The sequence below is a fragment of the Aeromonas sp. QDB17 genome, assembly GCF_027705305.1.
Lineage (GTDB): Bacteria > Pseudomonadota > Gammaproteobacteria > Enterobacterales > Aeromonadaceae > Aeromonas > Aeromonas caviae.
Map to the genome: position 1 here is coordinate 76,182 of NZ_JAPDBP010000008.1, position 23,088 is coordinate 99,269.

24 protein-coding genes are annotated in these 23,088 nt (G+C 64.7%); 11 read left to right on the forward strand and 13 right to left on the reverse strand.

The genetic code is table 11. The features are described from left to right. The first annotated feature begins 95 nt into the window (after window positions 1-95). Window positions 96-1,109 carry a 23S rRNA pseudouridine(2604) synthase RluF gene (gene rluF / locus OKC41_RS08865; RefSeq protein WP_201894865.1) on the forward strand — a complete coding sequence of 338 codons (1,014 nt, stop codon included), beginning with the start codon at window positions 96-98 and terminating at the stop codon, window positions 1,107-1,109. Between the two features lie 86 nt (window positions 1,110-1,195). Here the strand turns inward: rluF and OKC41_RS08870 are convergent, their stop codons facing one another. Next, window positions 1,196-2,428: an MFS transporter gene (locus tag OKC41_RS08870; RefSeq protein ID WP_270671906.1), complete on the reverse strand. Its 1,233-nt coding sequence runs from the start codon at window positions 2,426-2,428 to the stop codon at window positions 1,196-1,198. Next, window positions 2,421-2,930 (reverse strand): nucleoside deaminase, encoded by a 510-nt coding sequence (locus OKC41_RS08875; RefSeq protein WP_039038602.1) that lies wholly within the window; start codon window positions 2,928-2,930, stop codon window positions 2,421-2,423. The genes OKC41_RS08870 and OKC41_RS08875 overlap by 8 nt, the downstream gene beginning before the upstream one ends. A 116-nt stretch (window positions 2,931-3,046) precedes the next feature. Here OKC41_RS08875 and OKC41_RS08880 point away from each other — a divergent pair, with 116 nt between their 5' ends. After that, a complete protein-coding gene (locus OKC41_RS08880) occupies window positions 3,047-3,889 on the forward strand; it encodes a LysR family transcriptional regulator (protein WP_029314296.1) in 843 nt (280 codons plus the stop codon). Window positions 3,890-3,914: 25 nt separating this feature from the next. Here OKC41_RS08880 and OKC41_RS08885 read toward each other — a convergent pair whose 3' ends face one another. The 3 genes from OKC41_RS08885 to OKC41_RS08895 all read right to left on the reverse strand — a co-directional run bounded on the left by OKC41_RS08885 (window position 3,915) and on the right by OKC41_RS08895 (window position 5,105). Beyond that, entirely contained in the window at window positions 3,915-4,382 is a 468-nt protein-coding gene (locus tag OKC41_RS08885) for a GyrI-like domain-containing protein (protein WP_270671907.1), read from the reverse strand. A 20-nt stretch (window positions 4,383-4,402) separates the two neighbouring features. Beyond that, the gene (rsmS, locus tag OKC41_RS08890; protein WP_010674200.1) at window positions 4,403-4,558 is read right to left on the reverse strand and encodes a pleiotropic regulatory protein RsmS; all 156 of its coding nucleotides are present in this window, start codon (window positions 4,556-4,558) and stop codon (window positions 4,403-4,405) included. Between the two features lie 79 nt (window positions 4,559-4,637). Next, on the reverse strand, window positions 4,638-5,105 hold the full coding sequence (locus tag OKC41_RS08895; RefSeq protein ID WP_010674201.1) for an acyl-CoA thioesterase: 468 nt from the start codon (window positions 5,103-5,105) through the stop codon (window positions 4,638-4,640). Between the two features lie 173 nt (window positions 5,106-5,278). Between OKC41_RS08895 and OKC41_RS08900 the strand changes: the two genes are divergently transcribed. Further along, the gene (locus tag OKC41_RS08900; protein WP_270671908.1) at window positions 5,279-5,929 is read left to right on the forward strand and encodes a tellurite resistance TerB family protein; all 651 of its coding nucleotides are present in this window, start codon (window positions 5,279-5,281) and stop codon (window positions 5,927-5,929) included. 159 nt (window positions 5,930-6,088) lie between these two features. Further along, on the forward strand, window positions 6,089-6,547 hold the full coding sequence (locus tag OKC41_RS08905; RefSeq protein ID WP_010674203.1) for a GNAT family N-acetyltransferase: 459 nt from the start codon (window positions 6,089-6,091) through the stop codon (window positions 6,545-6,547). 26 nt (window positions 6,548-6,573) lie between these two features. Here the strand turns inward: OKC41_RS08905 and OKC41_RS08910 are convergent, their stop codons facing one another. Further along, a complete protein-coding gene (locus tag OKC41_RS08910; protein ID WP_270671909.1) occupies window positions 6,574-8,022 on the reverse strand; it encodes a PLP-dependent aminotransferase family protein in 1,449 nt (482 codons plus the stop codon). Window positions 8,023-8,142: 120 nt separating this feature from the next. Between OKC41_RS08910 and OKC41_RS08915 the strand changes: the two genes are divergently transcribed. Genes OKC41_RS08915 through OKC41_RS08925 form a run of 3 tightly spaced genes read left to right on the forward strand, consistent with a single transcriptional unit; the run spans window position 8,143 to window position 10,983 of the window. Further along, on the forward strand, window positions 8,143-9,714 hold the full coding sequence (locus OKC41_RS08915; protein ID WP_042015904.1) for a cytochrome ubiquinol oxidase subunit I: 1,572 nt from the start codon (window positions 8,143-8,145) through the stop codon (window positions 9,712-9,714). Then, entirely contained in the window at window positions 9,714-10,841 is a 1,128-nt protein-coding gene (gene cydB / locus OKC41_RS08920) for a cytochrome d ubiquinol oxidase subunit II (protein WP_219596791.1), read from the forward strand. The genes OKC41_RS08915 and cydB overlap by 1 nt, the downstream gene beginning before the upstream one ends. Before the next feature lie 28 nt (window positions 10,842-10,869). Further along, window positions 10,870-10,983 (forward strand): CydX/CbdX family cytochrome bd oxidase small subunit, encoded by a 114-nt coding sequence (locus OKC41_RS08925; protein ID WP_010674207.1) that lies wholly within the window; start codon window positions 10,870-10,872, stop codon window positions 10,981-10,983. 63 nt (window positions 10,984-11,046) lie between these two features. On the opposite strand, the gene OKC41_RS08930 is transcribed toward OKC41_RS08925, so the two are convergent. The 5 genes from OKC41_RS08930 to OKC41_RS08950 form a co-directional block, all read right to left on the reverse strand. Further along, window positions 11,047-12,216, reverse strand: a complete 1,170-nt coding sequence (locus OKC41_RS08930; RefSeq protein WP_010674208.1) for an MFS transporter — start codon at window positions 12,214-12,216, stop codon at window positions 11,047-11,049. A 435-nt stretch (window positions 12,217-12,651) separates the two neighbouring features. Further along, window positions 12,652-13,455: a 2,5-didehydrogluconate reductase DkgB gene (dkgB, locus tag OKC41_RS08935; protein WP_041212773.1), complete on the reverse strand. Its 804-nt coding sequence runs from the start codon at window positions 13,453-13,455 to the stop codon at window positions 12,652-12,654. Between the two features lie 67 nt (window positions 13,456-13,522). After that, entirely contained in the window at window positions 13,523-13,813 is a 291-nt protein-coding gene (locus OKC41_RS08940) for a putative quinol monooxygenase (RefSeq protein WP_041212774.1), read from the reverse strand. A 154-nt stretch (window positions 13,814-13,967) separates the two neighbouring features. Further along, window positions 13,968-14,333 (reverse strand): VOC family protein, encoded by a 366-nt coding sequence (locus OKC41_RS08945; RefSeq protein ID WP_041212775.1) that lies wholly within the window; start codon window positions 14,331-14,333, stop codon window positions 13,968-13,970. Between the two features lie 26 nt (window positions 14,334-14,359). Next, the gene (locus tag OKC41_RS08950) at window positions 14,360-14,746 is read right to left on the reverse strand and encodes a DUF6404 family protein (RefSeq protein WP_069784877.1); all 387 of its coding nucleotides are present in this window, start codon (window positions 14,744-14,746) and stop codon (window positions 14,360-14,362) included. A 168-nt stretch (window positions 14,747-14,914) separates the two neighbouring features. On the opposite strand from OKC41_RS08950, the gene OKC41_RS08955 reads away from it, so the two are divergent. Beyond that, entirely contained in the window at window positions 14,915-15,817 is a 903-nt protein-coding gene (locus OKC41_RS08955; protein ID WP_041212776.1) for a LysR family transcriptional regulator, read from the forward strand. 181 nt (window positions 15,818-15,998) lie between these two features. Here OKC41_RS08955 and glpK read toward each other — a convergent pair whose 3' ends face one another. Together glpK and OKC41_RS08965 are read right to left on the reverse strand one after the other, a co-directional pair. Further along, the gene (glpK, locus tag OKC41_RS08960; RefSeq protein WP_010674229.1) at window positions 15,999-17,501 is read right to left on the reverse strand and encodes a glycerol kinase GlpK; all 1,503 of its coding nucleotides are present in this window, start codon (window positions 17,499-17,501) and stop codon (window positions 15,999-16,001) included. Between the two features lie 54 nt (window positions 17,502-17,555). Then, a complete protein-coding gene (locus OKC41_RS08965; RefSeq protein ID WP_039038615.1) occupies window positions 17,556-18,404 on the reverse strand; it encodes an MIP/aquaporin family protein in 849 nt (282 codons plus the stop codon). Window positions 18,405-18,894: 490 nt separating this feature from the next. Here OKC41_RS08965 and glpT point away from each other — a divergent pair, with 490 nt between their 5' ends. From glpT to glpD, 3 genes are all read left to right on the forward strand, one after another. After that, a complete protein-coding gene (glpT, locus tag OKC41_RS08970; protein ID WP_010674232.1) occupies window positions 18,895-20,250 on the forward strand; it encodes a glycerol-3-phosphate transporter in 1,356 nt (451 codons plus the stop codon). A 101-nt stretch (window positions 20,251-20,351) separates the two neighbouring features. Continuing rightward, the gene (locus tag OKC41_RS08975) at window positions 20,352-21,110 is read left to right on the forward strand and encodes a DeoR/GlpR family transcriptional regulator (protein WP_219596793.1); all 759 of its coding nucleotides are present in this window, start codon (window positions 20,352-20,354) and stop codon (window positions 21,108-21,110) included. A 482-nt stretch (window positions 21,111-21,592) separates the two neighbouring features. Continuing rightward, a complete protein-coding gene (gene glpD / locus OKC41_RS08980) occupies window positions 21,593-23,080 on the forward strand; it encodes a glycerol-3-phosphate dehydrogenase (protein ID WP_270671910.1) in 1,488 nt (495 codons plus the stop codon). Window positions 23,081-23,088: the final 8 nt, after the last annotated feature.

Here is a 23,088-nt window from a genome sequence, read left to right on the forward strand (position 1 = left end):
CCTTATTTCATGGAGTTGTATGCAGACGAACCCGACCACAGCGCGGCTGATCCAGCCAGCCATTCTCAAGGCCCATCCGACCCGGGAGGTGACCCATGCTGGCCGATGAATCCATGCGCCTGAACAAATACATCAGCGAGAGCGGCATCTGCTCCCGTCGTGAGGCCGATCGTTTCATCGAGCAGGGCAACGTCTTCATCAACGGCAAGCGGGCCGGGGTGGGGGATCAGGTGTTTGCCGGGGATCTGGTCAAGGTCAACGGCCAGGTGATCGAGCCGCGCGAGGCCGACAGCCTGGTCTTCATCGCCCTCAACAAGCCGGTGGGCATCGTCAGCACCACGGAGGCGGGGGAGAAGGACAACATCGTTGACTTCGTCAACCACAGCACCCGCATCTTCCCCATAGGGCGCCTGGACAAGGACTCCCAGGGGCTCATCTTCCTTACCAACCACGGGGATCTGGTGAACAAGATCCTGCGGGCGGGCAACGATCACGAGAAAGAGTACCTGGTGACCGTGGACAAGCCGGTGACCGACGAGTTCGTCCGGGGCATGGCGGCCGGAGTGCCCATCCTCGGCACCGTCACCAAGAAGTGCAAGGTGAAGCGAGAGGCGCCCTTCGTGTTTCGCATCACCCTGGTGCAGGGGCTCAACCGCCAGATCCGCCGCATGTGCGAGCACTTCGGCTTCGAGGTGACCAAGCTCGAGCGCATTCGCATCATGAACGTCAGCCTCAAGGGGCTGCCGGTGGGGGAGTGGCGCGATCTTACCGACGACGAGCTGATCGAGCTGTTCAAGCTCATTGAGGACTCCTCCTCCGAGGCGAAACCGGCCAAGGGGGCTCAGGTTGCCAAGCCCAAGGCGGCTGCGGCCGGCTCCCCGGCCCAGGGCAAGAAGCCGCGGCGCAGCGACGATCACGAGATTGGCGGGCGGCCCAATGTGCCGGGTCCCGAGGCCTTCGAGAAGAAGAGCCCCGCAGGCAAGGGCGGGACGGGCAAAGGGGCTGCCAGCAAAGGGGGGGCAGGTAAAAGCGCGCCCGGCAAGGGGGGCAAACCCGCCCCGGGCAAACCGCGGCCAGGGCAGGGCGGGCGCCAGAAGAAGGGGCGCTGAGCGCCAGGCCTTCCCGCACCCTGATGAACAACACCGGCCAAGGCCGGTGTTGTACTTTCTGGCCCCCAAGGCCGGTGCTCGCCGGATCAGGCGGGCTTGTGGCCTGCCGTCTGCACAGCCATGGCCTGCTCCGGGGGCAGGCCCATGGCCCTTGGGTAGTGGCGCGGGTTGAGACGCACCACCAGCAGGCTCATCAGGATCAGGGCGCCGAGCTGCCACTGCCAGGCGGCGGCGAAGTCACCGCTTGCATGGTGCAGGCGGGCCGCCACCCAGGGGCCGGTAGCCGCCACCATGAAGCCAACCCCCTGCATCAGGGCGCAGAGGGCGCCCGCCCGGCGCGGGTCGGGCAGGTGATCCAGCGCAATCACCATGATGAGGGAGAAGCTTCCCCCAAGCCCGGCGCCGCACAGCAAACACCAGAGCAGGGGGGCGGTCTGGGGAGCGAGCCAGAGGCCGCCAAAGCCCGCCAGCTGCATGGCGATGGCCAGCGCCATCCAGGGGCGGCGGTCCAGCCGACCGGCTGCCAGCAGGGGCAGGCCAAGGCCGCTCGCGGTCTGGGCCAGGGCGAGCCAGGCCACCAGCTCGCCCCCTTGCTGGGCGCTCCAGCCCGCCGCCATGTAGGCCGGGGCCAGCCAGGCCACGACGATGCCGTAGCCGCTGTTGATGATGCCAAAACAGGCGATGAGCAGCCAGGTGCGGGGCAGGGGGAGCAGCCGCTGCTCCCCGGTGGGGGCGGGCGTGCTGGCCGGGGCGGGCAGGGGCACCCGCCAGGCCAGCCAGCCGAGGGCCAGCAGCACCGGCAGGCCCCAGAGCGCCAGCGCCCGAGACCAGTCCAGATACTCGGCAAGGCGCGGGGTGATCACGGCCCCGAGCGCCCCGCCCCCCATCATGCAGGCGGAGAAGATCCCCATCACCAGGGGCACCTTTTGGGCGAACCCCTCCTTGATGAGGCCGGGCAGCACCCCCTGCACCAGGGCCGAGCCCAGCCCGCACAGGGCGGCGCTGGCGATGAGCAGGGCGCCGCTCGCGAGATCGACGCGCAGGGCGCTGCCAAGGGCGAGCAACAGCAGGGCCGTCCCGAGCAGGGGGCGCGGGCCCGTGCGACCCAGGAGCGCCGGGGTGAGCAGCACGCCGACCCCGATAAGCCAGAGGGGCAGCAGGGTGACCCAGGCCAGGGTATCTACCCCGAGGGCCAGCCTCGCGTCGATGCGAGGGGCCAGGGGGCCGATGGCGGTGAGGAAGGGGCGCAGGTTGAGGGCGATGAGGATCACCAGCACCAGCAAGGTGCCGCTGCCCGGGGGGAGAAGGCGCTTATGCATGGGGCAGGGGACCGTAGAGGGTTTCAGCCGCGATGGGGCTCGCCAGCTTGATGAGGGGTAGGGGCGGCGGACTCAGCGGCAGTCGCAGCGCCGCGTAGGCCGCGCGGCTGTCAAAGCCGAAGGGGGCGGCATCGTCGTTGTCAAAGGCGTAGTAGACCGCCTGGATGCCGTTCATCACCAGGGCCGACAGGCACATGGGGCAGGGGTGCCCGCTGGCATAGACGATGGCTCCGGCCAGCGGCCCCTGGCGACTGCCTTCCCGCAGCGCTTCCAGCTCCGCGTGACGGGTGGGGTCCCCCGCCTCCAGCATGCGGTTGACGGCGCTCGCCACCAGCCGGTTCTCCCTCACCAGCAGGGCGGCGAAGGGGCGCCCCCCTTGCTGGCGATGGGTCAGGGCCAGGTGCAGGGCCTGCTCCAGCCACTCCTGATGGCTGGGGGCCGAGGCGGCGGTGAGGGAGTTGAGGAGGCGGGCACCGGACTGGGAAGGGGGTGGCATGGTCATATCCTGGCAAAGAAGGGGGAGGACAGCAGCCTAGAGGGTCGCCGCATCATTTGGAAATTAAATGATAAAATGACTTCCAGTGGTTTTATAAATGGAGATTGTCCATGGAGCGCCCCCTGCTGGACCCCCAATTGCTGCAGAGCTTCGTCGCCATCGTCGAAACCGGCAGCTTTACCCGCGCCGCCGAGCGTATCCACCTCACCCAGTCCACCCTGAGCCAGCAGATGCGCCGCCTGGAGCAGCAGCTGGGCTGCACCCTGCTCGACCGATCCGGCCGCCAGGTGGTGACCACGGCCCAGGGGGAGACCCTGCTCGGGCTGGCGCGCCGCATCCTGGGGCTGCTGGCCCGGGCGGGGGAGCGGGTGAGCGAGGCGAGCCACCCCCTGCGCCTCGGGGTGCCGGAGGATTTTGCCGCGGGGGCCATGACCCCGGTGCTGGCCGCCTTCGCCCGCGCGCACCCGCAGGTGCGGCTGGAGGTGCAAAGCGATCTCAGCCATGCCCTGTGGCAGGCGTTCGAAGGGGGAGAGCTGGATCTGGCCCTCATCAAGCAGGGGCGCGGCCAGGGGGAGCCCATCGCCCGCTGGCGCGAGCCCCTGGCCTGGGTTGACAGCCGGGAGTGGCCCGCCGCCGGGCGCGACCCCCTGCCTCTGGTGGTGTTTCCAAGCGAGGGGCTCTACCGGCGCCAGATGACCGACGCCCTGGATGCCGAGGGGATCCCCTGGCGCATCGCCTACGTGAGCGGCAGTCTCGCCAGCCTGCAAGGGGCGGTGAGCGCGGGGATCGGGGTCAGCCTGCTGCCAGCGCGCCTGCTGCAACCGGATCAGGTGGTGCTGGCTCACTGGCCTGCGGTGCGCTCGGTGGAGCTGGCCCTGCACCAGGGGCCGGGCACGAGCGAGCCCCTCGCCCGGCTGGGGGAGGCGCTGATCGCGCTCTGTGACGAGGTGATGGGGCCGAGGTAGCCCGGGGGGGGGCAGGGGGCAGGGGTCAGGCCAGGGCCTGTTTCGGCACCACGGCGAGCCAGATTTCCACTTCGCCGCTGCCGGTGGCGGCGTCAAAGCGGGGGCCGTAGCGCTCGAAATCCGGCTGCTGGGCAGATTGATAGTCCGATTGCGCGAGCCACGCCAGGGCCTGGCGCCAGGTGTGCGGCAGGGTCGCGACATGCCCCTGATGCAAGAAGATGGCGTAGGTCTGGGGGGCGATGCGCATGCGGCCAAGCCCGGGAGGCAGCACCTCCAGGGCGGCGACCTCCACCCCGCAGAGGTATTCGCAGTGGGTGTCGGTGGCGGCGCAGATGACGCCGTAGGCGTGCTCCCCGAGCTGCCCCGGCAGGGGAAGCAGGGCGCTGAGGTCGCGCCACTGGCCGGCGAAGTCCCCCTGCTCGAAGGGGTGGTGACGGCGCAGCCCCCCGAGGAGCATGGCGCGGCCTTGTTCGATGCGAATGGGGGCTGACATGGTGCCTCCTGCGGGGGCGCTCAGGCCTCCCGACCTTCCTCGAGCTTGCGCTCATAATCCCGGCGAACGATGGCGAGTGCCGCCAGGGCCAGCGCGGGGGCGATGTGGTTGGTTTCCAGCAGTTCGATCAGATCCACCGCGAGCTGGACCTCGGGGGGGGCATTTTCCAGAGACATCTTGGGTTCTCAAGGGCAAGGGTGGTCGCCATTATAGCGCCCGGCGGCGCGAAGACACGCCCCGGCTGCCCGGGACGGGTCACATGTGCTGGCGCATCTCCTTGTCCAGCTCCTCGCGCAGGGCCATCAGCTTTTTGGCGTACTGCTGCAACTGCAGATCGCTCTCGCTCACCGGCTGCCACTGGGGCACCGGAGTGGGTTTGCCATGCTCGTCCATGGCCACGAAGATGATGATGCAGTGGGTGGTCTTGCGCCGCTCCGGGTCGGTGGGGTGGCGGCTGTAGACATCCACCGCCAGGTGCATGCTGGTGGTGCCGGTGTGGATCACCTTGGCGTGTACCTCCACCAGTTGGCCTATCTGGATGGGGCGCAAGAAGCGGATGCCCCCCACATAGACGGTGACGGCATAGCCGCCACACCAGCCGGCGGCGCAGGCGTAGCCGGCCTGGTCAATCCACTTCATCACCATGCCGCCATGGACTTTGCCGCCAAAGTTGACGTCGGCGGGTTCGGCGAGAAATTGCAGGGTCAGTTCACGGGCGCTCATGGTACTTCCTTATGTCGAGGCAAGGGGGGACTCCTTGGCTGTCCCCCGGGGACAATAGCAGCGGACGGGGCCGACACTGATCCAACCAGCGCCTCCTCTTGCCTGCGCCGTCATTCACCTTGAGTTCAGCGCAGGCGGCCCAGCATGACTCATCACGCGAGGGAGGAGGCCCCATGAAACAGATGCTGGAGCAATTGATGGGAGCTGGCAAGGGCTGGCTCAACGACGGTGGTGACACGCGCAAGGCCCAGATGAAGGGCATGGCGCAGGGGGGATTGGCCGCCGGGGCCATGGCGCTGCTGCTTGGCAACAAGAAGATGCGCAAATATGGCACCAAGGTGGCGGCGGTGGGGGGGGCGGCAGCCCTCGGGGGGCTGGCCTACAAGCTCTATCAGGACTGGCAGACCCAGCAGTCCACCCCGGCCCAGCCGACCCAGCCCCTGGACACCCTGGAGGGCAAGGCCCTGGATATCCGCGCCAATCTGCTGGTGCGCGCCATGGTGGCGGCGGCCCGGGCCGACGGCCACATCGATGCCGCCGAGCGCCAGAAGATCCAGGAGTACCTGACCGAACAGGGGGAGCGGGATGCGGCCCGCTGGATTGACGCCGAGCTCTCCCGCCCCCTCGACCCCCATGTCCTGGCGCGAGAAGTGACGGACATGGAGCTGGCGACCGAGGTCTACCTCGCCTCCCTGCTCACCATCGAGGTGGATCACTTCATGGAGCGCGGTTATCTGGACGAGCTGGCGCGTGCCTTGAAGCTGGATGACAACCTCAAGGGGAGCATAGAGCGCCAGGTGGCCCAGCTGGGGGCGCCGGGCTGAGCCCGCATTGCCATCAGGATTGTCCACAAGGCCCCGTCATGGGGCCTTGTCGTTGCCGGGGGCTGTTGATTGCCGTGACGAGCCGACAAGATGCGGGTTCCAAAGGGTGACCGCCGAGCCTCTTTCCTCGCTGGCGACCCTCACTGCAAGGAGCATCAGGTGGACATTCGCAAGGCAACTGAACAGGATATCGACGCCATTCTGGCCCTGAACCGGCAGATAGGTCAGCTCCACTTCGAGCAGGTGCCCGAGGTGTTCTGCCCCCCGTCCCCGGAGGACAGGGCCTTCTTGCTCGGCGCCATTGCCGACGAGGCGCGTCTTTTCTGCGTGGCGGTGGTGGCGGGAGAGGTGGCGGGCTTTCTCACCGCCCGCATCGACCTCAACGAGAGCGTCCCCTTTCTCAGCAAGCTGCCCGTCTGCCGCATCACGACCGTGGTGGTGGATGAGGGGCTGCGCTCCCGGGGCATCGGCCGGGCGCTGATCGCCCACGGGGACCAGTGGGGCAAGGCACGGGGTGCAAGCCAGTTGCGCCTGGAGGTGATGGCTTTCAACGAGCGGGCCAGGGCCCTCTACGAGCGACTGGGTTTCAAGGCCCAGTCACAGACCATGGCCAGATAAGGCGCATTCTCTTGCAAAAGGGCCCGTTACGGGCCCTTGTCGTGTGAGGCGTCAGGGGGGTTCTGCCAGGTTTCCCGTTGCCGGGCGATGAGGCCCGCAAGCCGGTTGAGCGCCGCGTCCAGCTGCGGGCTCCAGGGATGGGAACTGTTGAGGCGCAGGCAGTGGTTGTGCTGGCCCTGGCTGGAGAAGAGGGCCCCGGGGGCGATGGAGACCCCCTGTTCGATGGCGCTGGCATAGAGCGCCCGGCCATCGAGGCGGGCGTCAAATTCGAGCCAGAGAAAGTAGCCCCCGTCGGGGGAGGAGATACGCGCCTCGGGGAAGAGGCGCATCAGGGCTGCCCGCATCTGCTGCTGGCGCTGGGCCAGGGTGTGGCGCAGGCGGCGAAAGTGGGCGTCCACCCCGCCCTGGCGCAGCATGTCGGCCAGCGCCAGCTGACTGGGCACATTGGTCGAGAGCGTCGACATCAGTTGCAGCCGCTGGATGCGCTCGGCGTGGCGCTTGGCCACCACCCAGCCGACCCGAAAGCCGGGTGCCAGACACTTGGTCCAGGAGCCGCACAGCAGGCTCTCTCCCCGCGCATCCCAATGGGTGATGGGCCTTGGCCGCTCGCGCCCGACATAGAGCTCCGCATAGACGTCATCCTCCACCAGGGGGACCTGATGGCGGTTGAGCAGCCCCATCAGCGCCTGCTTGTGCTCATCCGGCATGGTGTGGCCGAGGGGGTGCTGGACATTGCCCATCAGCCAGCACGCCTTGACGGGGCGCTGGGCGAGGGCCTCCTCCAGCAGGGCGAGATCGATGCCCACCCCGGGGATCACCGGGATCTCCACCACCTTGAGCTTGAGCCGCTCGATGGCCTGCAGGGCGCCGTAGAAGGTGGGGGACTCCACCACCACCCAGTCGCCGGGCTCGGTCAGCACCTGAAGACTGAGGGAGAGCGCCTCCATGGCCCCCGTGGTGATGATGATCTGCTGGGGATCCACCGCCATCCCCTCGCCGGCGTAGCGCCGGGCGATGGCGCGGCGCAGTGCCTCGTTGCCGGGGGGCAGATCTGCCACCGTGCTGAAGGGATCGAGGCGGCGCATGCAACTGCCGAGGGCCCGGCCTAGCTGGGGGTGGGGGAAGAGGGTGGGGTCCGCCACCGCCATGCCAAGGGGCACCAGCTCCCGTGACTTGCTCGCCTGCAGCACCTCGAACACCAGATCGTTGATGTCCACCGAGCCGCTGTAGCGGGCCTGCTGGGACTGGCTCTCCCGCCGGGCCGTGCTCGCGGCCTTGACGTAGTAGCCGGACTGGGGCCGCGCCAGGATGAGGCCCCGGCTTTCGAGCAACTGATAGGCCTGGAGCACCGTCATGGGGCTGAGGCCATGGGTCTTGCAGCTCTGACGGATGGAGGGGATGCGCTCCCCCGGCTGCCAGAGGCCGCTCGTGATCTGCTGTTGCAGCTGGTCTGCCAACTGGCCGTAGCGGGACATGGTGGGCCCAAACTGTTATAGGTGTTTTTCACTATAACTGCATCTGTTATAGGTGTCATGGACCATGGTGTACTTGGCGGGCGAAAACCTGTCCGTTAAATGCAACATAGAGAGTCATGCATGATAAGCCTGGATGATGTGGTCAGCCTCTCCCGAATACAGTTCGGGGCGACGGCGATGTTCCACTTTCTGTTTGTGCCCCTCACCCTGGGGCTGTCTTGGATCCTGGTGATCGCCGAGTCGGCCTACGTGATGACCGGCAAGGTGATTTACAAGGACATCACCCGCTTCTGGGGCAAGCTGTTTGGCATCAACTTCGTGATGGGGGTGACCACCGGGATCACCCTGGAGTTCCAGTTCGGGACCAACTGGGCCTATTACTCCCACTATGTCGGCGATATCTTCGGCACGCCGCTGGCGGTGGAGGGGCTGATGGCCTTCTTCCTCGAGTCCACATTGGTGGGCCTCTTCTTCTTCGGCTGGGACAAGCTCTCCCGCGGTCAGCACCTGCTGGTGACCATGCTGGTGGCGCTCGGCTCCAACCTCTCCGCCCTCTGGATCCTCATCGCCAACGGCTGGATGCAAAACCCGGTCGGCGCCGAGTTCAACCCCATGACCATGCGCATGGAGCTGGTGGACGTGGCTGCGGTCATCTTCAACCCGGTGGCCCAGGTCAAGTTCGTCCACACGGTGGCGGCGGGCTATGTGGCGGCCTCCCTGTTCGTGATGGGGGTGAGCAGCTGGTATCTGCTGCGCGGCATGGAGGTGCGCTTCGCCCTGCGATCCTTTGCCATCGCCTCGGGCTTTGGCCTCGCGGCCATCCTCTCTGTCATCGTGCTCGGGGACGAGTCGGGCTATCGCTCGGGGGAGGTGCAGAAGGTCAAGCTCGCCGCCATCGAGGCGGAGTGGGAGACGGAGCCCGCCCCGGCTTCTTTCACCCTGTTCGGCCTGCCGGATCAGCGTGCCGAGACCACCCACGCGGCCATCAAGATACCCTATCTGATGGGCATCATCGCCACCCGCTCCCTGGATGAGCAGGTGACGGGCCTCAAAGATCTGAAAGCGCAGCACGAGGCGCGCATTCGCAGCGGCATGCTGGCCCACGAGGCGCTCGAAGCGATGCGGGCAGATGGCAGCAACCAGGCGGCCCGCGCCACCTTCGAGCGCCACCGCGGCGATCTGGGCTACGGCCTCTTGCTCACCCCCTATGCCAAGGAGATTGGCAAGGCGGACGAGGGGGCCATCGCCAAGGCGGTGGAGGACTCCATCCCCCAGGTGGCGCCGCTGTTCTGGAGCTTTCGCCTGATGGTGGGCATCGGCGTGGCGCTGCTGGCGCTCTTTGCCGCCGCCTTCCTGCAGCTGTGCCGGGGCAGGCTGGTGCAATCCCCGCGGCTGCTCAGGGCCCTGCTCTGGTCTATTCCGCTGCCCTGGATTGCCATCGAGGCGGGCTGGTTCGTGGCGGAGTTCGGTCGCCAGCCCTGGACCATCAGCGACGTGCTGCCGGTGTCGGCCTCCGTCTCCCTGCTGCAACCGGGGCAGCTCTGGTTCAGCCTCATCGCCATCTTCTTCATTTACAGCAGCCTGCTGGTGGTGGAGCTGTTCTTGTTGCGTCATGTGATCCGCAAAGGGCCTGCCAGCCTGCAGACGGGTCGTTATCAAGGTGAAGTGTTGCAAAACGGGAGTCCTGCCTGATGGATTACGAAACCCTGAAAGTGATCTGGTGGGGGCTGGTGCTCTTCCTGCTGGTCGGCTTCGTGGTGATGGATGGCTTCGATCTCGGGGTCGGCATGCTGCTGCCCGTGGTCGGCAAGACGGATGACGAGCGGCGGGTGCTGCTCAACAGCGTGGGGCCGGTGTGGGAGGGCAACCAGGTGTGGCTCATCGCCGGTGCCGGCACCCTGTTTGCCGCCTGGCCCCTGGTCTATGCCGCCGCCTTCTCGGCGCTTTACGTGCCCTTCATGTTCCTGCTGTTCGGCCTCTTTTTGCGACCGGTGGGCTTTGACTATCGCAGCAAGCTGCCGGACCCGGTCTGGCGCCGCTGGTGGGACCGCGCCCTGGTGGTGGGTGGTCTGCTGCCGACCCTGGTGTTTGGTGGCACCCTTGGCCTGGTGCTGCAAGGGCTGCCGTTTCGCTTCGATGCGGCCCTTCGCATCCACTATGGCGCCTTTGCGTTCCACTGGCCGCTGCTGTTGACCGCCATGGGGACGGCGCTGACGCTGCTCTTGCTGCACGGTGCCAGCTTCCTGCAGTGCAAGACCCAGGGGGCCATAGCAGCGCGCAGCGCCTGCCTCGCCCTCTGGCTCGGCCCCCTGGCGAGCGCCCTCTTTGCCCTTGGCGGCGTCTGGCTTGGGGAGATGGCGGGGTATCGCATCACGGCCATCGGCGATCTCAACGGCGCCCTCACTCCGCTGATGAAAGAGGTGGTGGCGGTGCCGGCAGGCTGGCTTGGCAACTTTGTCGCCCATCCGGTGCTCTGGGCCGTGCCTGTGTTCGGGCTCCTGCTGCCCCTGGTGTGCGCGCTGGCAAGCCGCCTCGGCAAGTCCGGGCTGGCGCTCGTGGCCAGCGGCGGTGCCTGCGCCGCCATGATGCTGACCGTGGCCATCGCGCTCTTCCCCTTCGTGCTGCCCTCGTCCCTGGATCCGGCCAGCAGCCTGACCCTGTGGGACAGCACCTCCAGCGAGCGCACCCTGCTTATCATGCTGGGGATCGTCGGGGTACTGATGCCGGTCAACATCGGCTACACCCTCTGGGTCTACCGGGTGGTGCGCGGCAGGGTCAGCGCCGAGCAGGTGCGCCAGCACGGCCACAGCCTCTACTAATCCGCTTCAACACAAGGATCAATGCGATATGTGGTATTTCACCTGGTTGCTGGGGCTGGGGTTCGCCTTGCTCTGTGGGCTGGTCAACCTGCTCTGGCTGGAGGCGCGCTGGGCCGCCGATGAGGATCTCAAGGAGCCCTGAGTCTCGCATCTTGCCCATGAAAAAAGGCCGACACAGGGTGTCGGCCTTTTGCTTGCCCGGGGGTCAGGCAAGGGCGGCGCGGCGCTCGCCCGCTTCGCTGACATGGGTGAGGCCGTAGGCCAGCAGCACGATGAGGGCGCCAATCCAGGGGGTGTGCATCAGGCCGAGGTGCTCCACCACGAAACCGCCGACCACGGAGCCCAGCGCAATGCCGACGTTGAAGGCGGCGATGTTGAGGCCGGAGGCCACATCCACGGCATTGGGGGTGTGGCGCTCGGCCTGTTTCACCACCAGTACCTGCAGACCCGGCACGTTGCCAAAGGCGAAGGCGCCCCACACCAGCACGGTCAGTACCGCCAGCACCGGGTGCGGTGCGGTGAAGGTGAGCACAAGCAGCACCACGGCGAGCCCGGCGAACAGCAGCTTGAGAGCGGGCAATGGGCCCATCCGGTCGGCGAGCTTGCCGCCCCAGATATTGCCGACGGCGACCGATACCCCGTACACCAGCAGAATGAGGCTGACCGCGCCGGCGCTAAAGCCGCTCACCTGTTGCAGGATGGGGGCGAGGAAGGTAAACGCCGTGAAGGCACCGCCGTAACCGAGCGCCGTCTTGGCGTAGACCAGCAGCAAGGGTTTCCTGGTAAGCACCGAGAGCTGCTCGCGAACGCTGGAGGCGGCCCCCTTCGGCAGGTTCCCCGGTACCAGCAGCAGGCTGCCCACCATGGCGACGAGGCCGAGCAGGCTCACCACCAGGAAGGTTTCGCGCCAGCCAAAGACCTGACCAATCCAGGTGCCAAGCGGGACGCCGGTCACCAGGGCGACCGTGAGGCCGCTGAACATGATGGCGATGGCGCTGGCCGCCTTCTCTTTGGCCACGAGACCCGTGGCGATGGTGCTGCCCACCGAGAAGAAGACCCCGTGGGCCAGCCCGGTGAGGATGCGGGCGACAATCAGGCTCTCGTACCCGGGGGCCTGCCAGGCCAGCAGGTTGCCGACGGTGAAGAGGGCCATCAGCCCCACCAGCAGCCACTTGCGCGGCAGCTTGCCGGTGAGTGCCGTGAGCACGGGGGCGCCGATGGCCACCCCAAGGGCATAGAGGCTGACCAGGAGGCCCGCCGAGGGGAGCGAGACATTGAGCTGCTCGGCGATGGTGGGGATGAGCCCCACGATCACGAATTCGGTGGTGCCTATGGCAAAGGCACTTAAAGTGAGGGCAAATAACGCCAGTGGCATAACAACTCCTTGGATTGGGACTCCCGACGGGAGAATGGCGCCAGTATGCCGAGGGTGTTTGTTGGTAAAAATGACGGCAACGTCAAATTACTTTTGCCAAATCAGCAGCAATGGGGCCGTGAAATGGGGTATTGGGAGTGGTCGAGGCAACTGCGGCAAGAGCGGCCGTAGCGCGCGAGGTGGGTGCAGAGACAACGCGCACGGCGGCAACCCGTGCAGAGCGAGCCGGGACAGAGAGAAAAGAGGAAATAGAAATGAGGTAAGAGGTAAAGGATTGAGGGAAGGTGTTGGAGGAGGACTCGGGCGGCGGTGACGCGCGGTATTGGGGACAAAAAAAGCGGGAGGCATTGTGCCTCCCGCTGGTGCTGAAGAATGTCATTGAGCCTTATTTGCTCCCTTCTCCCCTGGCGGGAGAAGGGCTGGGGATGAGGGGGATCAATCCCAATCCGGCGCAAAGTCCGGGTTGGCGCAGCGCTCACCCCGATCCAGGGTGGCAATCTGCGCCATCTCGTCGCTGCTGAGCCGTACCTTGAGTGCGGCCAGGTTGGCGGCCAGATTCTCCCGTTTGGTAGAGCTCGGGATCACCGTCATACCCTGGGCCAGCAGCCAGGCCAGCGACACCTGGGCCGCCGAGACGCCGCGGCGCTTGCCGATCTCCATCAGCAGCGGCTCGGCGAGCACCTTGCCATAGGCGAGCGGCATATAGGCGGTGATGGCGATACCCTGCTCCTGGCAGAACTCGACCACCTTGCGGTTTTGCAGCAGGGGGTGGATCTCCACCTGCTGGTGGGCGATGGCGCCCGGCCCCAGGATCTCGACCGCCTGTTTAAGCTGGGCCACGGTGAAGTTGGAGACCCCGATCTCCCGGGTCAGGCCCCGGGCTTTGGCCTCGGCGAGTTGCTCCAGATAGACCGCCATCGGCACCTCATCCTGGGGGGAGGGCCAGTGAATGAGCGCCAGATCCAGATAGTCGGTGCCGAGTTTTTCCAGGCTCACTTCCAGGCTCGGGATCACCTTGCCCGGACCGAACTCGCTGGTCCACACCTTGGTGGTCAGGTAAATATCCTGGCGGGGCACGCCACTCTCGCTCATCAACTGGCCGACTTCGGCCTCGTTGTCATAGATCTGGGCGGTATCGATATGACGGTAGCCAAGTTCCAGCCCCTGGAGCAGGGAGTCGCGAAGGGGCTGATCTTTCAGGCGGAAGGTTCCAAGACCCAGGTTGGGCATCTTCATCATCAAATTCCTCAAGTTATTGTTTCTACGCTCAAATGATGGGCTTTGCCTGCGCCGAGGGCGGAGGCAGTCAGGCGCGCCGGTAGCGGCTCACGACCCGGTTGGCAAACCAGGGGGAGGCGAGGCTGGCAAAGGCGATGTAGTGGGGCTGCTGCTGGTGGGCGAGCAGGGCGGCTTCACTCTCCCACTCCTCGTACAGCATCCAGCTATGGGGGCTCTCCAGGCTCTGATGCAACTGGTAGCGAAGGCACCCCGGCTCTTGCAGGGTCGCGGCGATCAGCGGCTCGAGGGCAGCGCGAAACTGGGCGGCGAATTCGGGTTTGGCGTCAAGCTGGGCAATCACAATCAGGGGGGATGGCATTTGAACCTCCTCGTTAAGACGGGAGTCAGTATGCCCGCCCCAGACTGGGGGATACAGGGCAGCAGTCGCAAAACACTATTGAGGTGAGTGCAGCAATGTGGCCTCCCCATGGCTGGTCGTGGTGCAGGTGGGCCAGGGGGAGGGCGGAGTATTATCAAGCGCTGGCCGGTTCGGACCAGACCGCAAATTCATTGCCGCTGGGCTCGACAAAGTGGAAACGGCGGCCACCGGGAAAATCGAACAGGGGGCGCACTATGGTGCCCCCTGCACCGGCTACCTTGCTCTGGGTCGCCTCGATATCGGCGCTGTAGAACACCAGGAGCGCCCCGCCCTGAGCACTCTGGCTGCACAGTTCGGCGCGGTAGAAGCCGCCATCCAGCCCTTCTCCCTCGAAGGCGCAATAATCGGGGCCGTAGTCGGCAAACTGCCAGCCAAAGGCGGCGATGAAGAAGGCTTTGGTGGCGGCAAGATCCCTGGCCGCAAACTCCACATAGTTCAGTTTTTCATGGGCCCTGGTCATAAGGCGCTCCTTGTCGATATCGGTGGTTATTTCGGTTGCCAGCGCTTTTGCGTGCGGATCGTGGAGTGGGGCAAGGCGTCCCAGGGGGTCAGCTTGAGCTGCTTGCGCCGAAACCAGAACCAGGTCCCCATCAGCAGACCGAGCCCGATGCCAAACAGCAGGCTCTGGCGCAGGGCAAACCCCGGGCTCACCTCATCCTGCCAGCCGAGGCACCACATCAACACCCCCCAGATAGCGCCGATGGGGAGTCCCAGGGCAAGAACGTTGATCAGAAAGCGTTCGTAGTGGGGCGGCCTGATGGTGAACCCCGCCTTTCGCAGCAGCCAGATGATCGGCGGGTTGTAGTTGAGCGTTTGCACGCCCTTCTCGGCCAGCTCCCGATGGGCGGCGGCCAGCCTGTTGTCGAATGTCATGGATCGTCCCTGTCATAGTGTGGCGCCATACGGTGCCGGTTGGCGGCATTGTACTGGCAAGGGCGCAGATAAAACAGGTGGTGCGTCACGATACGCAGCGACGCCTGTCTTGCCAACTCCCGGCCATTGCACCTATAAAGACCCATTACTCTTGCTAGGATGACAACAATGAAGACCCATTCCGATGAATTGACCCTGTTTGTGGCGGTGGTGGAGGCGGGCAGCTTTCGCCAGGCGGCGGAGAATCTCGGCATGGACAATTCCGTGGTGAGCCGCGGCATCAAGCGCCTCGAAGAGAAGCTCGCCACCGTGCTCCTCAACCGCACCACGAGGCGGGTCAGCCTGACCGAGGAGGGGAGCTGGTTCTATCAGCGGGCGGTGAAGATCCTGACCGAGATGAGCGAGGCGGAAGGGTTGCTGCTGATGCGCCGGGAGCAGCCGGAGGGCATATTGCGGGTGGACGCCGCCACCCCCTTCATCCTGCATAGATTGGTGCCCATCATCGGCGAGTTTCGCCGCCGCTACCCCGCCATCGAGCTGCAACTGCACAGCTCCGAGGGCTTCATCAACCTGATGGAGCGGCGGGTGGACATGGCCATTCGCATCGGCGAGCTGACCGACTCCTCCCTGCGGGCCCTGCCGCTGGGCCGCTCGCGGCTGCGGCTGCTGGCCTCCCCCGACTATCTGAAGGCACGCGGTACCCCGCGCCAGCCGGCTGACTTGCTGGCTGGCCACGAGTTGCTCGGTTTTTTGCACCCCGATCACCTCAATCATTGGCCCCTATTGAGCGAGGAGCAGGGGGACCGATTCGCCATCACCCCGACCCTGCGGGCCAGCAGCGGGGAAACCTTGCGTCAGCTGGCGCTGGCGGGGCAGGGGATCGTCTGCCTGTCGGACTTCATGACGGGGGATGACAGGGCGAGCGGGGCGCTGGTGGAGGTGCTGGCCCGCAGCAACAGCGGCGCCTCGCGCCCCATCCATGCGGTCTTCTACTCCGATGCCCAGCGGGACATCCGGCTGCGGGTCTGGCTCGATTTCCTGAAAGAGCAGCTCGGTGCTGAGGCGTTGTAGAGGGCATGTCGACAGTTCCAACCCCCTCCACGAGGGGGAGGGGTCATTTTCTCCCACCCTTTGGCAAGGGGAGGGTTGGGGTCGGGGGCGGTCAGAACAGTCGTGCTCGCCAATAAAAAGAGGCCGACATCGCTGTCGGCCTCTTTGCTTTTTTCATCTCAAGGACGCGTCGGTTACCCCATCACTCCTCTTCGGCCCAGCGGCGTGAACGTTCCACCGCCTTCTTCCAGCCGCTGTAGCGCTTGGCGCGATCGTCACGGTCCATCTGCGGAATGAACTCGCGGTCCACGCTGAACTTGTCTTCCAGCTCTTCAGAGCTCTTCCAGAAGCCCACGGCGAGGCCGGCCAGGAAGGCGGCGCCCATGGCGGTGGTCTCGATGCGGGTCGGACGCACCACAGGGGTGTGCATCATGTCAGCCTGGAACTGCATCAGGAAGTCGTTGGCCACGGCGCCGCCATCCACCTTCAGGGCTGCCAGCTTGATGCCGGAGTCCTGCTGCATGGCATCCAGCACGTCGCGGCTCTGGTAGGCGATGGATTCCAGCGCGGCACGGATGATGTGGTTGCGGTTGGCGCCACGGGTCAGGCCGACCATGGTGCCGCGAGCATACGGATCCCAGTAGGGGGCGCCCAGACCGACGAAGGCCGGTACCAGGTAGACGCCGTTGGTGTCGCCAACCTTGGAGGCGAAGTAGTCGGTGTCGCGGGCATCGTGGATGATCTTGAGCTCATCGCGCAGCCACTGGATGGTGGCGCCACCCATAAATACCGCACCTTCCAGCGCGTAGTTCACTTCCCCTTTCGGGCCGATGGCGACCGTGGTCAGCAGGCCGTTGCTGGAGCGAACCGGCTCGGTGCCGGTGTTCATCAGCATGAAGCAGCCGGTACCGTAGGTGTTCTTGGCCATCCCTTTTTCGAAGCAGAGCTGGCCGAACAGGGCGGACTGCTGGTCACCGGCGATACCGGCGATGGGGATGCGGGCGCCGCCGCCACGGGTGGTGTAGCCATAGACCTCGGAGGAGGGTTTGACTTGCGGCAGCATGGAGGCGGGGATGCCCAGCTCGTCCAGCATGCGCTCATCCCACTTCAGGTCGCGGATGTTGTAGAGCATGGTGCGCGAGGCGTTGGTCGGGTCGGTGACGTGCACCTCGCCGTTGGTCATCTTCCACACCAGCCAGGTGTCGATGGTGCCGAACAGCAGCTCGCCGTTCATTGCCTTCTCGCGGGCCCCTTCCACGTTGTCCAGGATCCACTTCACCTTGGTACCGGAGAAGTAGGCATCCAGCACCAGGCCGGTGTTTTCGCGAACGTACTCTTCCAGGCCCCGGGCCTTGAGCTCTTCGCAGATGGCAGCGGTACGGCGACACTGCCAGACGATGGCGTTGTAGATGGGCTTGCCGGTGGCCTTTTCCCAGACGACGGTGGTTTCACGCTGGTTGGTGATGCCGATGGCGGCGATCTGCTCGCTGTGCAGGCCGCTCTTGGCCAGCACTTCGGTGAAGACGGAGGACTGGGTCGCCCAGATCTCCATGGGGTCGTGCTCGACCCAGCCCGCTTTCGGGTAGTGCTGGGTGAATTCGCGCTGGGAGGTCGCGACGATGTTGGCGTCCTGATCGAAGACAATGGCACGGGAGGAGGTGGTGCCCTGGTCCAGCGCAACGACAAATTTCTTTTCAGCAGACATGATGTTCTCCACGTTTTTATTTTCCACGTTGTTACACGTTGGGGAGGGCCGCTCTCAGGCGGCGGCCTCTTCTTTGTTAGACAGCTTGGCGGCTTCTTCGGTGGCGACGCGGTTGCCCGGGACGCAGGGAGCCAGCACTTTCACATACAGGGCGGTACCGATCTGGGCGCCGACGATGGGGCCAAGGATGGGGACCCAGAAGTAGGGGTTGTCACGACCACCGGTCAGGGCCACGTCACCCCAGCCAGCCACGAAGGCGAACAGTTTGGGGCCGAAATCACGGGCCGGGTTCATGGCAAAGCCGGTCAAGGGGCCGAGGGAGGCGCCGATCACCGCGATCAGGATACCGATGAGCAGGGCGGCGGCGAAGCCTTTGGGGGCGCCGTTGTTGTTGTCACCCAGTGCCATGATGCCCAGCATCAGGACGGCGGTGATCACCATCTCGACCGCGAAAGCCTGCATGTTGGAGAGCAGGGCATTGGGGTAGGTGGAGAAGATGCCTGCGGTGCCGAGGCTCTCGACGCTGCCGCGCACCACGTTGTGGGTCAGCTCCCACTGGGTGAACAGGTTGCTGTAGAGGGCGTAGACCAGGGCGGCAGAGGCGAATGCCCCGGCTATCTGGGCGATGATGAAGGGCACCACCTTGCGCTTGTCAAAGCCGCAGAAGGTCATCAGGGCCAGGGTCACGGCAGGGTTGAGGTGGGCACCGGAGATGCCACCGGTGACATAGATGGCGATGGCGACACCCAGGCCCCAGGTAATGGAGATTTCCCATTGCCCGAAGTTGGCGCCAGCCAGCACCAGGGCGGCCACACAGCCGACGCCGAAGAAGATTAGCAGGCCGGTGCCGATAAACTCGGCGAGGCACTCGCCAAGCAGGGTATTGGGTCTTTGTATGCTCATAGTTGTTATTCCTTATATCCACCCACAGTAGGTTTGATGTTCCGTTTTGTTATCTTTCATTCCCATTCATTGCGCCCGAAAACGTTTCTTCTTGTTTTTTGAGCTTGCGCAAACGTTATGCTCGTTTGCGCTCGTTCTTGGACGAGAGAGAAAATAAACCTTCTGCGTCAATTCACCATACCCCCGCCACCGGAAATGTGGGCAAGATCACATTCATTGCTAAGAAAATGTGACGAAAAGCAACAGTTGTCGGCCATATTACTCCTTAGTGAGTAGCCAAAAGCCACGCCATGCGTGGGCTGACCCTGGATGCGCGTTCACTCACTGCGTCACAATTTTTGTAATAAAACTGCAATAATTTAGCACTCATCACAGATTAAATGTTCACAAATGAGCACAATAGGCTCGCTTGCGAATCAAGACGCGTCTGATCGCCGGCATGAGCGGGGCGTCCTCAACCGCCCAGAACAACAATAAAAGGAAGCAGAACATGCTTAGTCTCTTCAGGCCTGCACCCCATATCGACCGGCTGCCGGCCGACAAGGTGGATCCCTTCTACAAACGCATGCGTTGGCAGGTGTTCTTCGGGATCTTCTTCGGGTATGCGGGTTACTACCTGGTACGGAAAAACTTCAGTCTGGCGATGCCCTACCTCATCGAGCAGGGCTTCTCCCGCGGGGATCTGGGTCTGGCCCTCTCCGGCGTCTCCATCGCCTACGGTCTCTCCAAATTCCTGATGGGGAACGTGTCGGACAGATCCAACGCGCGCTACTTCCTCTCCGCCGGTCTGCTGCTCTCGGCAGGCATCATGTTCATGATGGGGACCATGCACTGGGCTACCTCCAGCATTGGCATCATGTTCGTGCTCCTGTTCCTGAACGGCTGGGCACAGGGCATGGGCTGGCCCCCCTGCGGCCGTACCATGGTGCACTGGTGGTCGCAGAAGGAGCGGGGTGAGATCGTCTCGGTCTGGAACGTGGCCCACAACGTGGGCGGCGGCATGATAGGCCCTCTGTTCATCCTCGGCATGGGCTGGTTCAACGACTGGCGCAGCGCCTTCTATGTGCCTGCGGCGGCGGCGGCGGCCATCGCGGTGATCGCCTTCTTCGTGATGCGCGATACCCCGCAATCGGTCGGTCTGCCCCCCATCGAGGAGTACAAGAACGACTACCCGAAGGATTACAACGAAAGCCACGAGCAGGAGTTCTCCGCCAAGGAGATCTTCATGAAGTACGTGCTGCACAACAAGCTGCTCTGGTACATCGCCATCGCCAACGCCTTCGTCTACCTCATCCGTTACGGCGTGCTGGACTGGGCGCCCACCTATCTGAAAGAGGCCAAGGACTTCAGCGTGGATCACTCCTCCTGGGCCTACTTCCTCTATGAGTGGGCGGGGATCCCGGGCACCCTGCTGTGCGGCTGGATCTCCGACAAGATGTTCAACGGCCGCCGTGCCCCGGCAGGCATCCTGTTCATGGTGCTGGTGACCCTCTCCGTGCTGGTCTACTGGTTCAACCCGGCGGGCAACCCGACCATCGACATGATGGCCCTGGTCGCCATCGGCTTCCTTATCTATGGCCCCGTCATGCTGATCGGCCTCTACGCCCTGGAGCTGGCGCCCAAGAAGGCGGCCGGTACCGCGGCGGGCTTCACCGGCCTGTTCGGTTATCTGGGTGGCGCGGTCGCGGCCAACGCCATGCTGGGCTACACCGTTGACCACTTCGGCTGGGACGGCGGCTTCATGGTGCTCACCGTCTCTTGCGTGCTCTCCATCATCCTGCTGGCCATGACCCTCAAGCACGAGAACGAGTCGATTGCCGCCAAGGCGGCTGCCCATAAGGCATAAAACGTGATCCTGCCCTTATCGATTGGAAAAGGGATCAGGTACACTGCCAAAGGCCCCGCACCTGCCGGGGCCTTTTTTCGTCTCATCTGCGGAGTGCAAGCGTGAATCAAACCCAACGACATCTGGAGATCCTGGACGTCCTGACCCGGCAGGGTTTCGTCTCGACCGACGATCTGGTGACCCATTTTGACGTCAGCCCCCAGACCATTCGCCGGGATCTCAACGATCTCGCCGAACAGAACAAGATCCGGCGCCATCACGGCGGGGCCTCACTGCATTCGAGCACCGTCAACACCGCCTACAGTGCCCGCAAGGTGATGCAGCTCAAGGAGAAGGAGCGCATCGCCCGGGAAGTGGCCGCCAACATCCCCGACGGCTCGTCGCTCTTTATCGACATCGGCACCACCACCGAGGCCATCGCCCGGGCCCTGCTCGACCACCGGGAGCTGCGCGTGGTCACCAACAACCTGAACGTCGCCAGCATCCTGACCGCCAAGGATGACTTCACCGTCATCATCGCCGGCGGCGAAATTCGCAACCGGGATGGCGGCATCGTCGGGGAGGCGACCCGCGACTTCATCGGCCAGTTTCGCATGGACTACGGCGTCATTGGCATCTCGGGCATCGACAGCGACGGCTCCCTGCTCGATTTCGACTATCACGAGGTGAAAATCGCCCAGGCCATCATCGCCCACTCCCGCCAGGTGTTCCTGGCCGCCGATCACACCAAGTTCGGCCGCAACGCCATGGTCAACCTCGGCAACCTCAGCCAGATCCACGCCCTGTTCACGGATCAGGAGCCGCCGGAGAAGCTGATGCGACTGATGTCTCAGCATCAGATCGCCTGCCATATCTGCTGATATTTCCACTGCTCTAGCATCAGGCCGCCCTGTGGCGGCCGCTTTTCTTTCTGCACACCCCCGGTCTGCGGCGTCTCCCTTGCGGCGCCAAAAAGGCCAGTTCCAGGCGCTGAATTCCATACCTTGAGCCCCTGGCTCTGCACCAGTACATCAGGAGTCAGTTCCCCCGACACCAGGCGCTTGCCCCAGACGCCCGGCGGCATGCCCCATGAGGGCTTTCACGCCATCGCGTCCATCGCCTCGTCTCGTGCACGTTCCCTCCCATCCGGGGCCCTTTGCCCGCCTCTCTGCCCGGGACTGGTGTTTCCGGCAGGCCGTAGCCTTGCCTGGCCGTCACCGACTGGCAGCATTTTTAGCATTGTGAAAACAATCGCGATCACATTTCTCTCACGAAATGTTCGTTTATTGTTTTTTCATGTTCTAATATGAGCGAAATCAAACATTGCTGTCATGGCAAACACAAAATAAGAAAGTAGGTGAACATGAGCGAACATTATGATCTGGTCGTCGTCGGCGGCGGCATCAACGGGGTCGGCATCGCGGCAGATGCGGCGGGGCGGGGGCTGAAGGTGGCGCTGTTCGAGGCGAGCGATCTCGCCTCTGCCACCTCGTCCAACTCCAGCAAGCTGATCCACGGCGGCCTGCGCTATCTCGAACATTACGAATTCCGGCTGGTGAAAGAGGCGCTGGCGGAGCGGGAGGTGCTGCTCGGCATGGCGCCCCACATCGCCCGTCCCATGCGTTTTCGCCTGCCGCACCGACCGCACCTGCGCCCGGCTTGGATGATCCGTGCCGGCCTCTTTCTCTATGACAACCTGGCCAAGCGCGACAAGCTCAAGGGGAGCTGCGGTCTGCGCTTCCTGCCGCAGGACGGTCTCAAGAGCGGCATTAACAAGGGCTTTGAATACTCGGACGCCTGGGTCGACGACGCCCGCCTGGTGGTGCTCAATGCCATGCTGGCGCGGGACAAGGGTGCCGATGTGCAGACCCGCACCCGCTGCGTCAAGGCGGTGCGCGGCTCCAAGCACTGGACCCTGACGCTCGAGCGGGAAGGGGGTGAGCAGTTCACCGTCAGCTGCCGCGGTCTGGTCAATGCGGCGGGCCCCTGGGTCAAGACCTTCTATGACGAGAGCCTGCACGAGAAGTCCCCCCGCGGCATTCGCCTCATCAAGGGGAGCCACATGATAGTGCCGCGCATCCACGAGCGCGAAGAGGCCTATATCCTGCAAAACGAGGACAACCGCATCGTCTTCGTCATCCCCTATCAGCAGGATTACTCCCTCATCGGCACCACGGACGTGGAGCACAAGGGGAGCCCGCGGGAGGCGAAGATCAGCAGCGCCGAGATCGACTACCTGTGCAAGGTGGTCAACGCCCACTTCACCAGGCAGATAAGCCCGGCGGACGTGGTCTGGACCTACGCCGGGGTGCGCCCCCTGTGTGACGACGAATCCGATTCGCCCCAGGCGGTGACCCGGGACTACACCCTCGAGCTCAGTGGCGAGTCCGACGGGGCGCCGCTCCTGTCGGTGTTTGGCGGCAAGCTCACCACCTACCGCAAGCTGGCCCAGGCCGCCTGCAACAAGCTCAAGCCCTGGTTCAGCCAGATGGGAGAGGACTGGACCGCCTCCTGCCGGTTGCCCGGTGGCGAGTTCGACTGCTCGGTGCGCGAACTGGCGCGCGCCTTTGCGCTGGAGTTCAACTGGCTCGATGATCGCAGCGCCCTGCGCATCGCCGAGGCCTATGGCGCCCATGCCCGCCTCTGGCTGAAGGAGGAGCGCGGTCAGCACTTTGGCGCCGGGCTGTATGAGGCGGAAGTGCGCTACCTTATCGAGCGGGAGTGGGCCTGCAGCCTGGAAGACATCCTGTGGCGCCGCAGCAAGCTGGGGCTGCTCCTGTCCGAATCCGAACAGCAGCAGCTCGGCGCCTGGCTGCTCGAACACCACCACGCCCTGCCCAAGGCCAGCTGATGACAACG

Bases quoted from the DNA above. Each gene is read 5' to 3' on its own strand.
- rluF (WP_201894865.1), top strand. From the start codon at position 96: ATGCTGGCCGATGAATCCATGCGCCTGAACAAATACATCAGCGAGAGC.
- OKC41_RS08870 (WP_270671906.1), bottom strand. From the start codon at position 2,428: ATGCATAAGCGCCTTCTCCCCCCGGGCAGCGGCACCTTGCTGGTGCTG.
- OKC41_RS08875 (WP_039038602.1), bottom strand. From the start codon at position 2,930: ATGACCATGCCACCCCCTTCCCAGTCCGGTGCCCGCCTCCTCAACTCC.
- OKC41_RS08885 (WP_270671907.1), bottom strand. From the start codon at position 4,382: ATGTCAGCCCCCATTCGCATCGAACAAGGCCGCGCCATGCTCCTCGGG.
- rsmS (WP_010674200.1), bottom strand. From the start codon at position 4,558: ATGTCTCTGGAAAATGCCCCCCCCGAGGTCCAGCTCGCGGTGGATCTG.
- OKC41_RS08895 (WP_010674201.1), bottom strand. From the start codon at position 5,105: ATGAGCGCCCGTGAACTGACCCTGCAATTTCTCGCCGAACCCGCCGAC.
- OKC41_RS08900 (WP_270671908.1), top strand. From the start codon at position 5,279: ATGAAACAGATGCTGGAGCAATTGATGGGAGCTGGCAAGGGCTGGCTC.
- OKC41_RS08910 (WP_270671909.1), bottom strand. From the start codon at position 8,022: ATGTCCCGCTACGGCCAGTTGGCAGACCAGCTGCAACAGCAGATCACG.
- OKC41_RS08915 (WP_042015904.1), top strand. From the start codon at position 8,143: ATGATAAGCCTGGATGATGTGGTCAGCCTCTCCCGAATACAGTTCGGG.
- cydB (WP_219596791.1), top strand. From the start codon at position 9,714: ATGGATTACGAAACCCTGAAAGTGATCTGGTGGGGGCTGGTGCTCTTC.
- OKC41_RS08925 (WP_010674207.1), top strand. From the start codon at position 10,870: ATGTGGTATTTCACCTGGTTGCTGGGGCTGGGGTTCGCCTTGCTCTGT.
- OKC41_RS08930 (WP_010674208.1), bottom strand. From the start codon at position 12,216: ATGCCACTGGCGTTATTTGCCCTCACTTTAAGTGCCTTTGCCATAGGC.
- dkgB (WP_041212773.1), bottom strand. From the start codon at position 13,455: ATGATGAAGATGCCCAACCTGGGTCTTGGAACCTTCCGCCTGAAAGAT.
- OKC41_RS08940 (WP_041212774.1), bottom strand. From the start codon at position 13,813: ATGCCATCCCCCCTGATTGTGATTGCCCAGCTTGACGCCAAACCCGAA.
- OKC41_RS08945 (WP_041212775.1), bottom strand. From the start codon at position 14,333: ATGACCAGGGCCCATGAAAAACTGAACTATGTGGAGTTTGCGGCCAGG.
- OKC41_RS08950 (WP_069784877.1), bottom strand. From the start codon at position 14,746: ATGACATTCGACAACAGGCTGGCCGCCGCCCATCGGGAGCTGGCCGAG.
- OKC41_RS08955 (WP_041212776.1), top strand. From the start codon at position 14,915: ATGAAGACCCATTCCGATGAATTGACCCTGTTTGTGGCGGTGGTGGAG.
- glpK (WP_010674229.1), bottom strand. From the start codon at position 17,501: ATGTCTGCTGAAAAGAAATTTGTCGTTGCGCTGGACCAGGGCACCACC.
- OKC41_RS08965 (WP_039038615.1), bottom strand. From the start codon at position 18,404: ATGAGCATACAAAGACCCAATACCCTGCTTGGCGAGTGCCTCGCCGAG.
- glpT (WP_010674232.1), top strand. From the start codon at position 18,895: ATGCTTAGTCTCTTCAGGCCTGCACCCCATATCGACCGGCTGCCGGCC.
- glpD (WP_270671910.1), top strand. From the start codon at position 21,593: ATGAGCGAACATTATGATCTGGTCGTCGTCGGCGGCGGCATCAACGGG.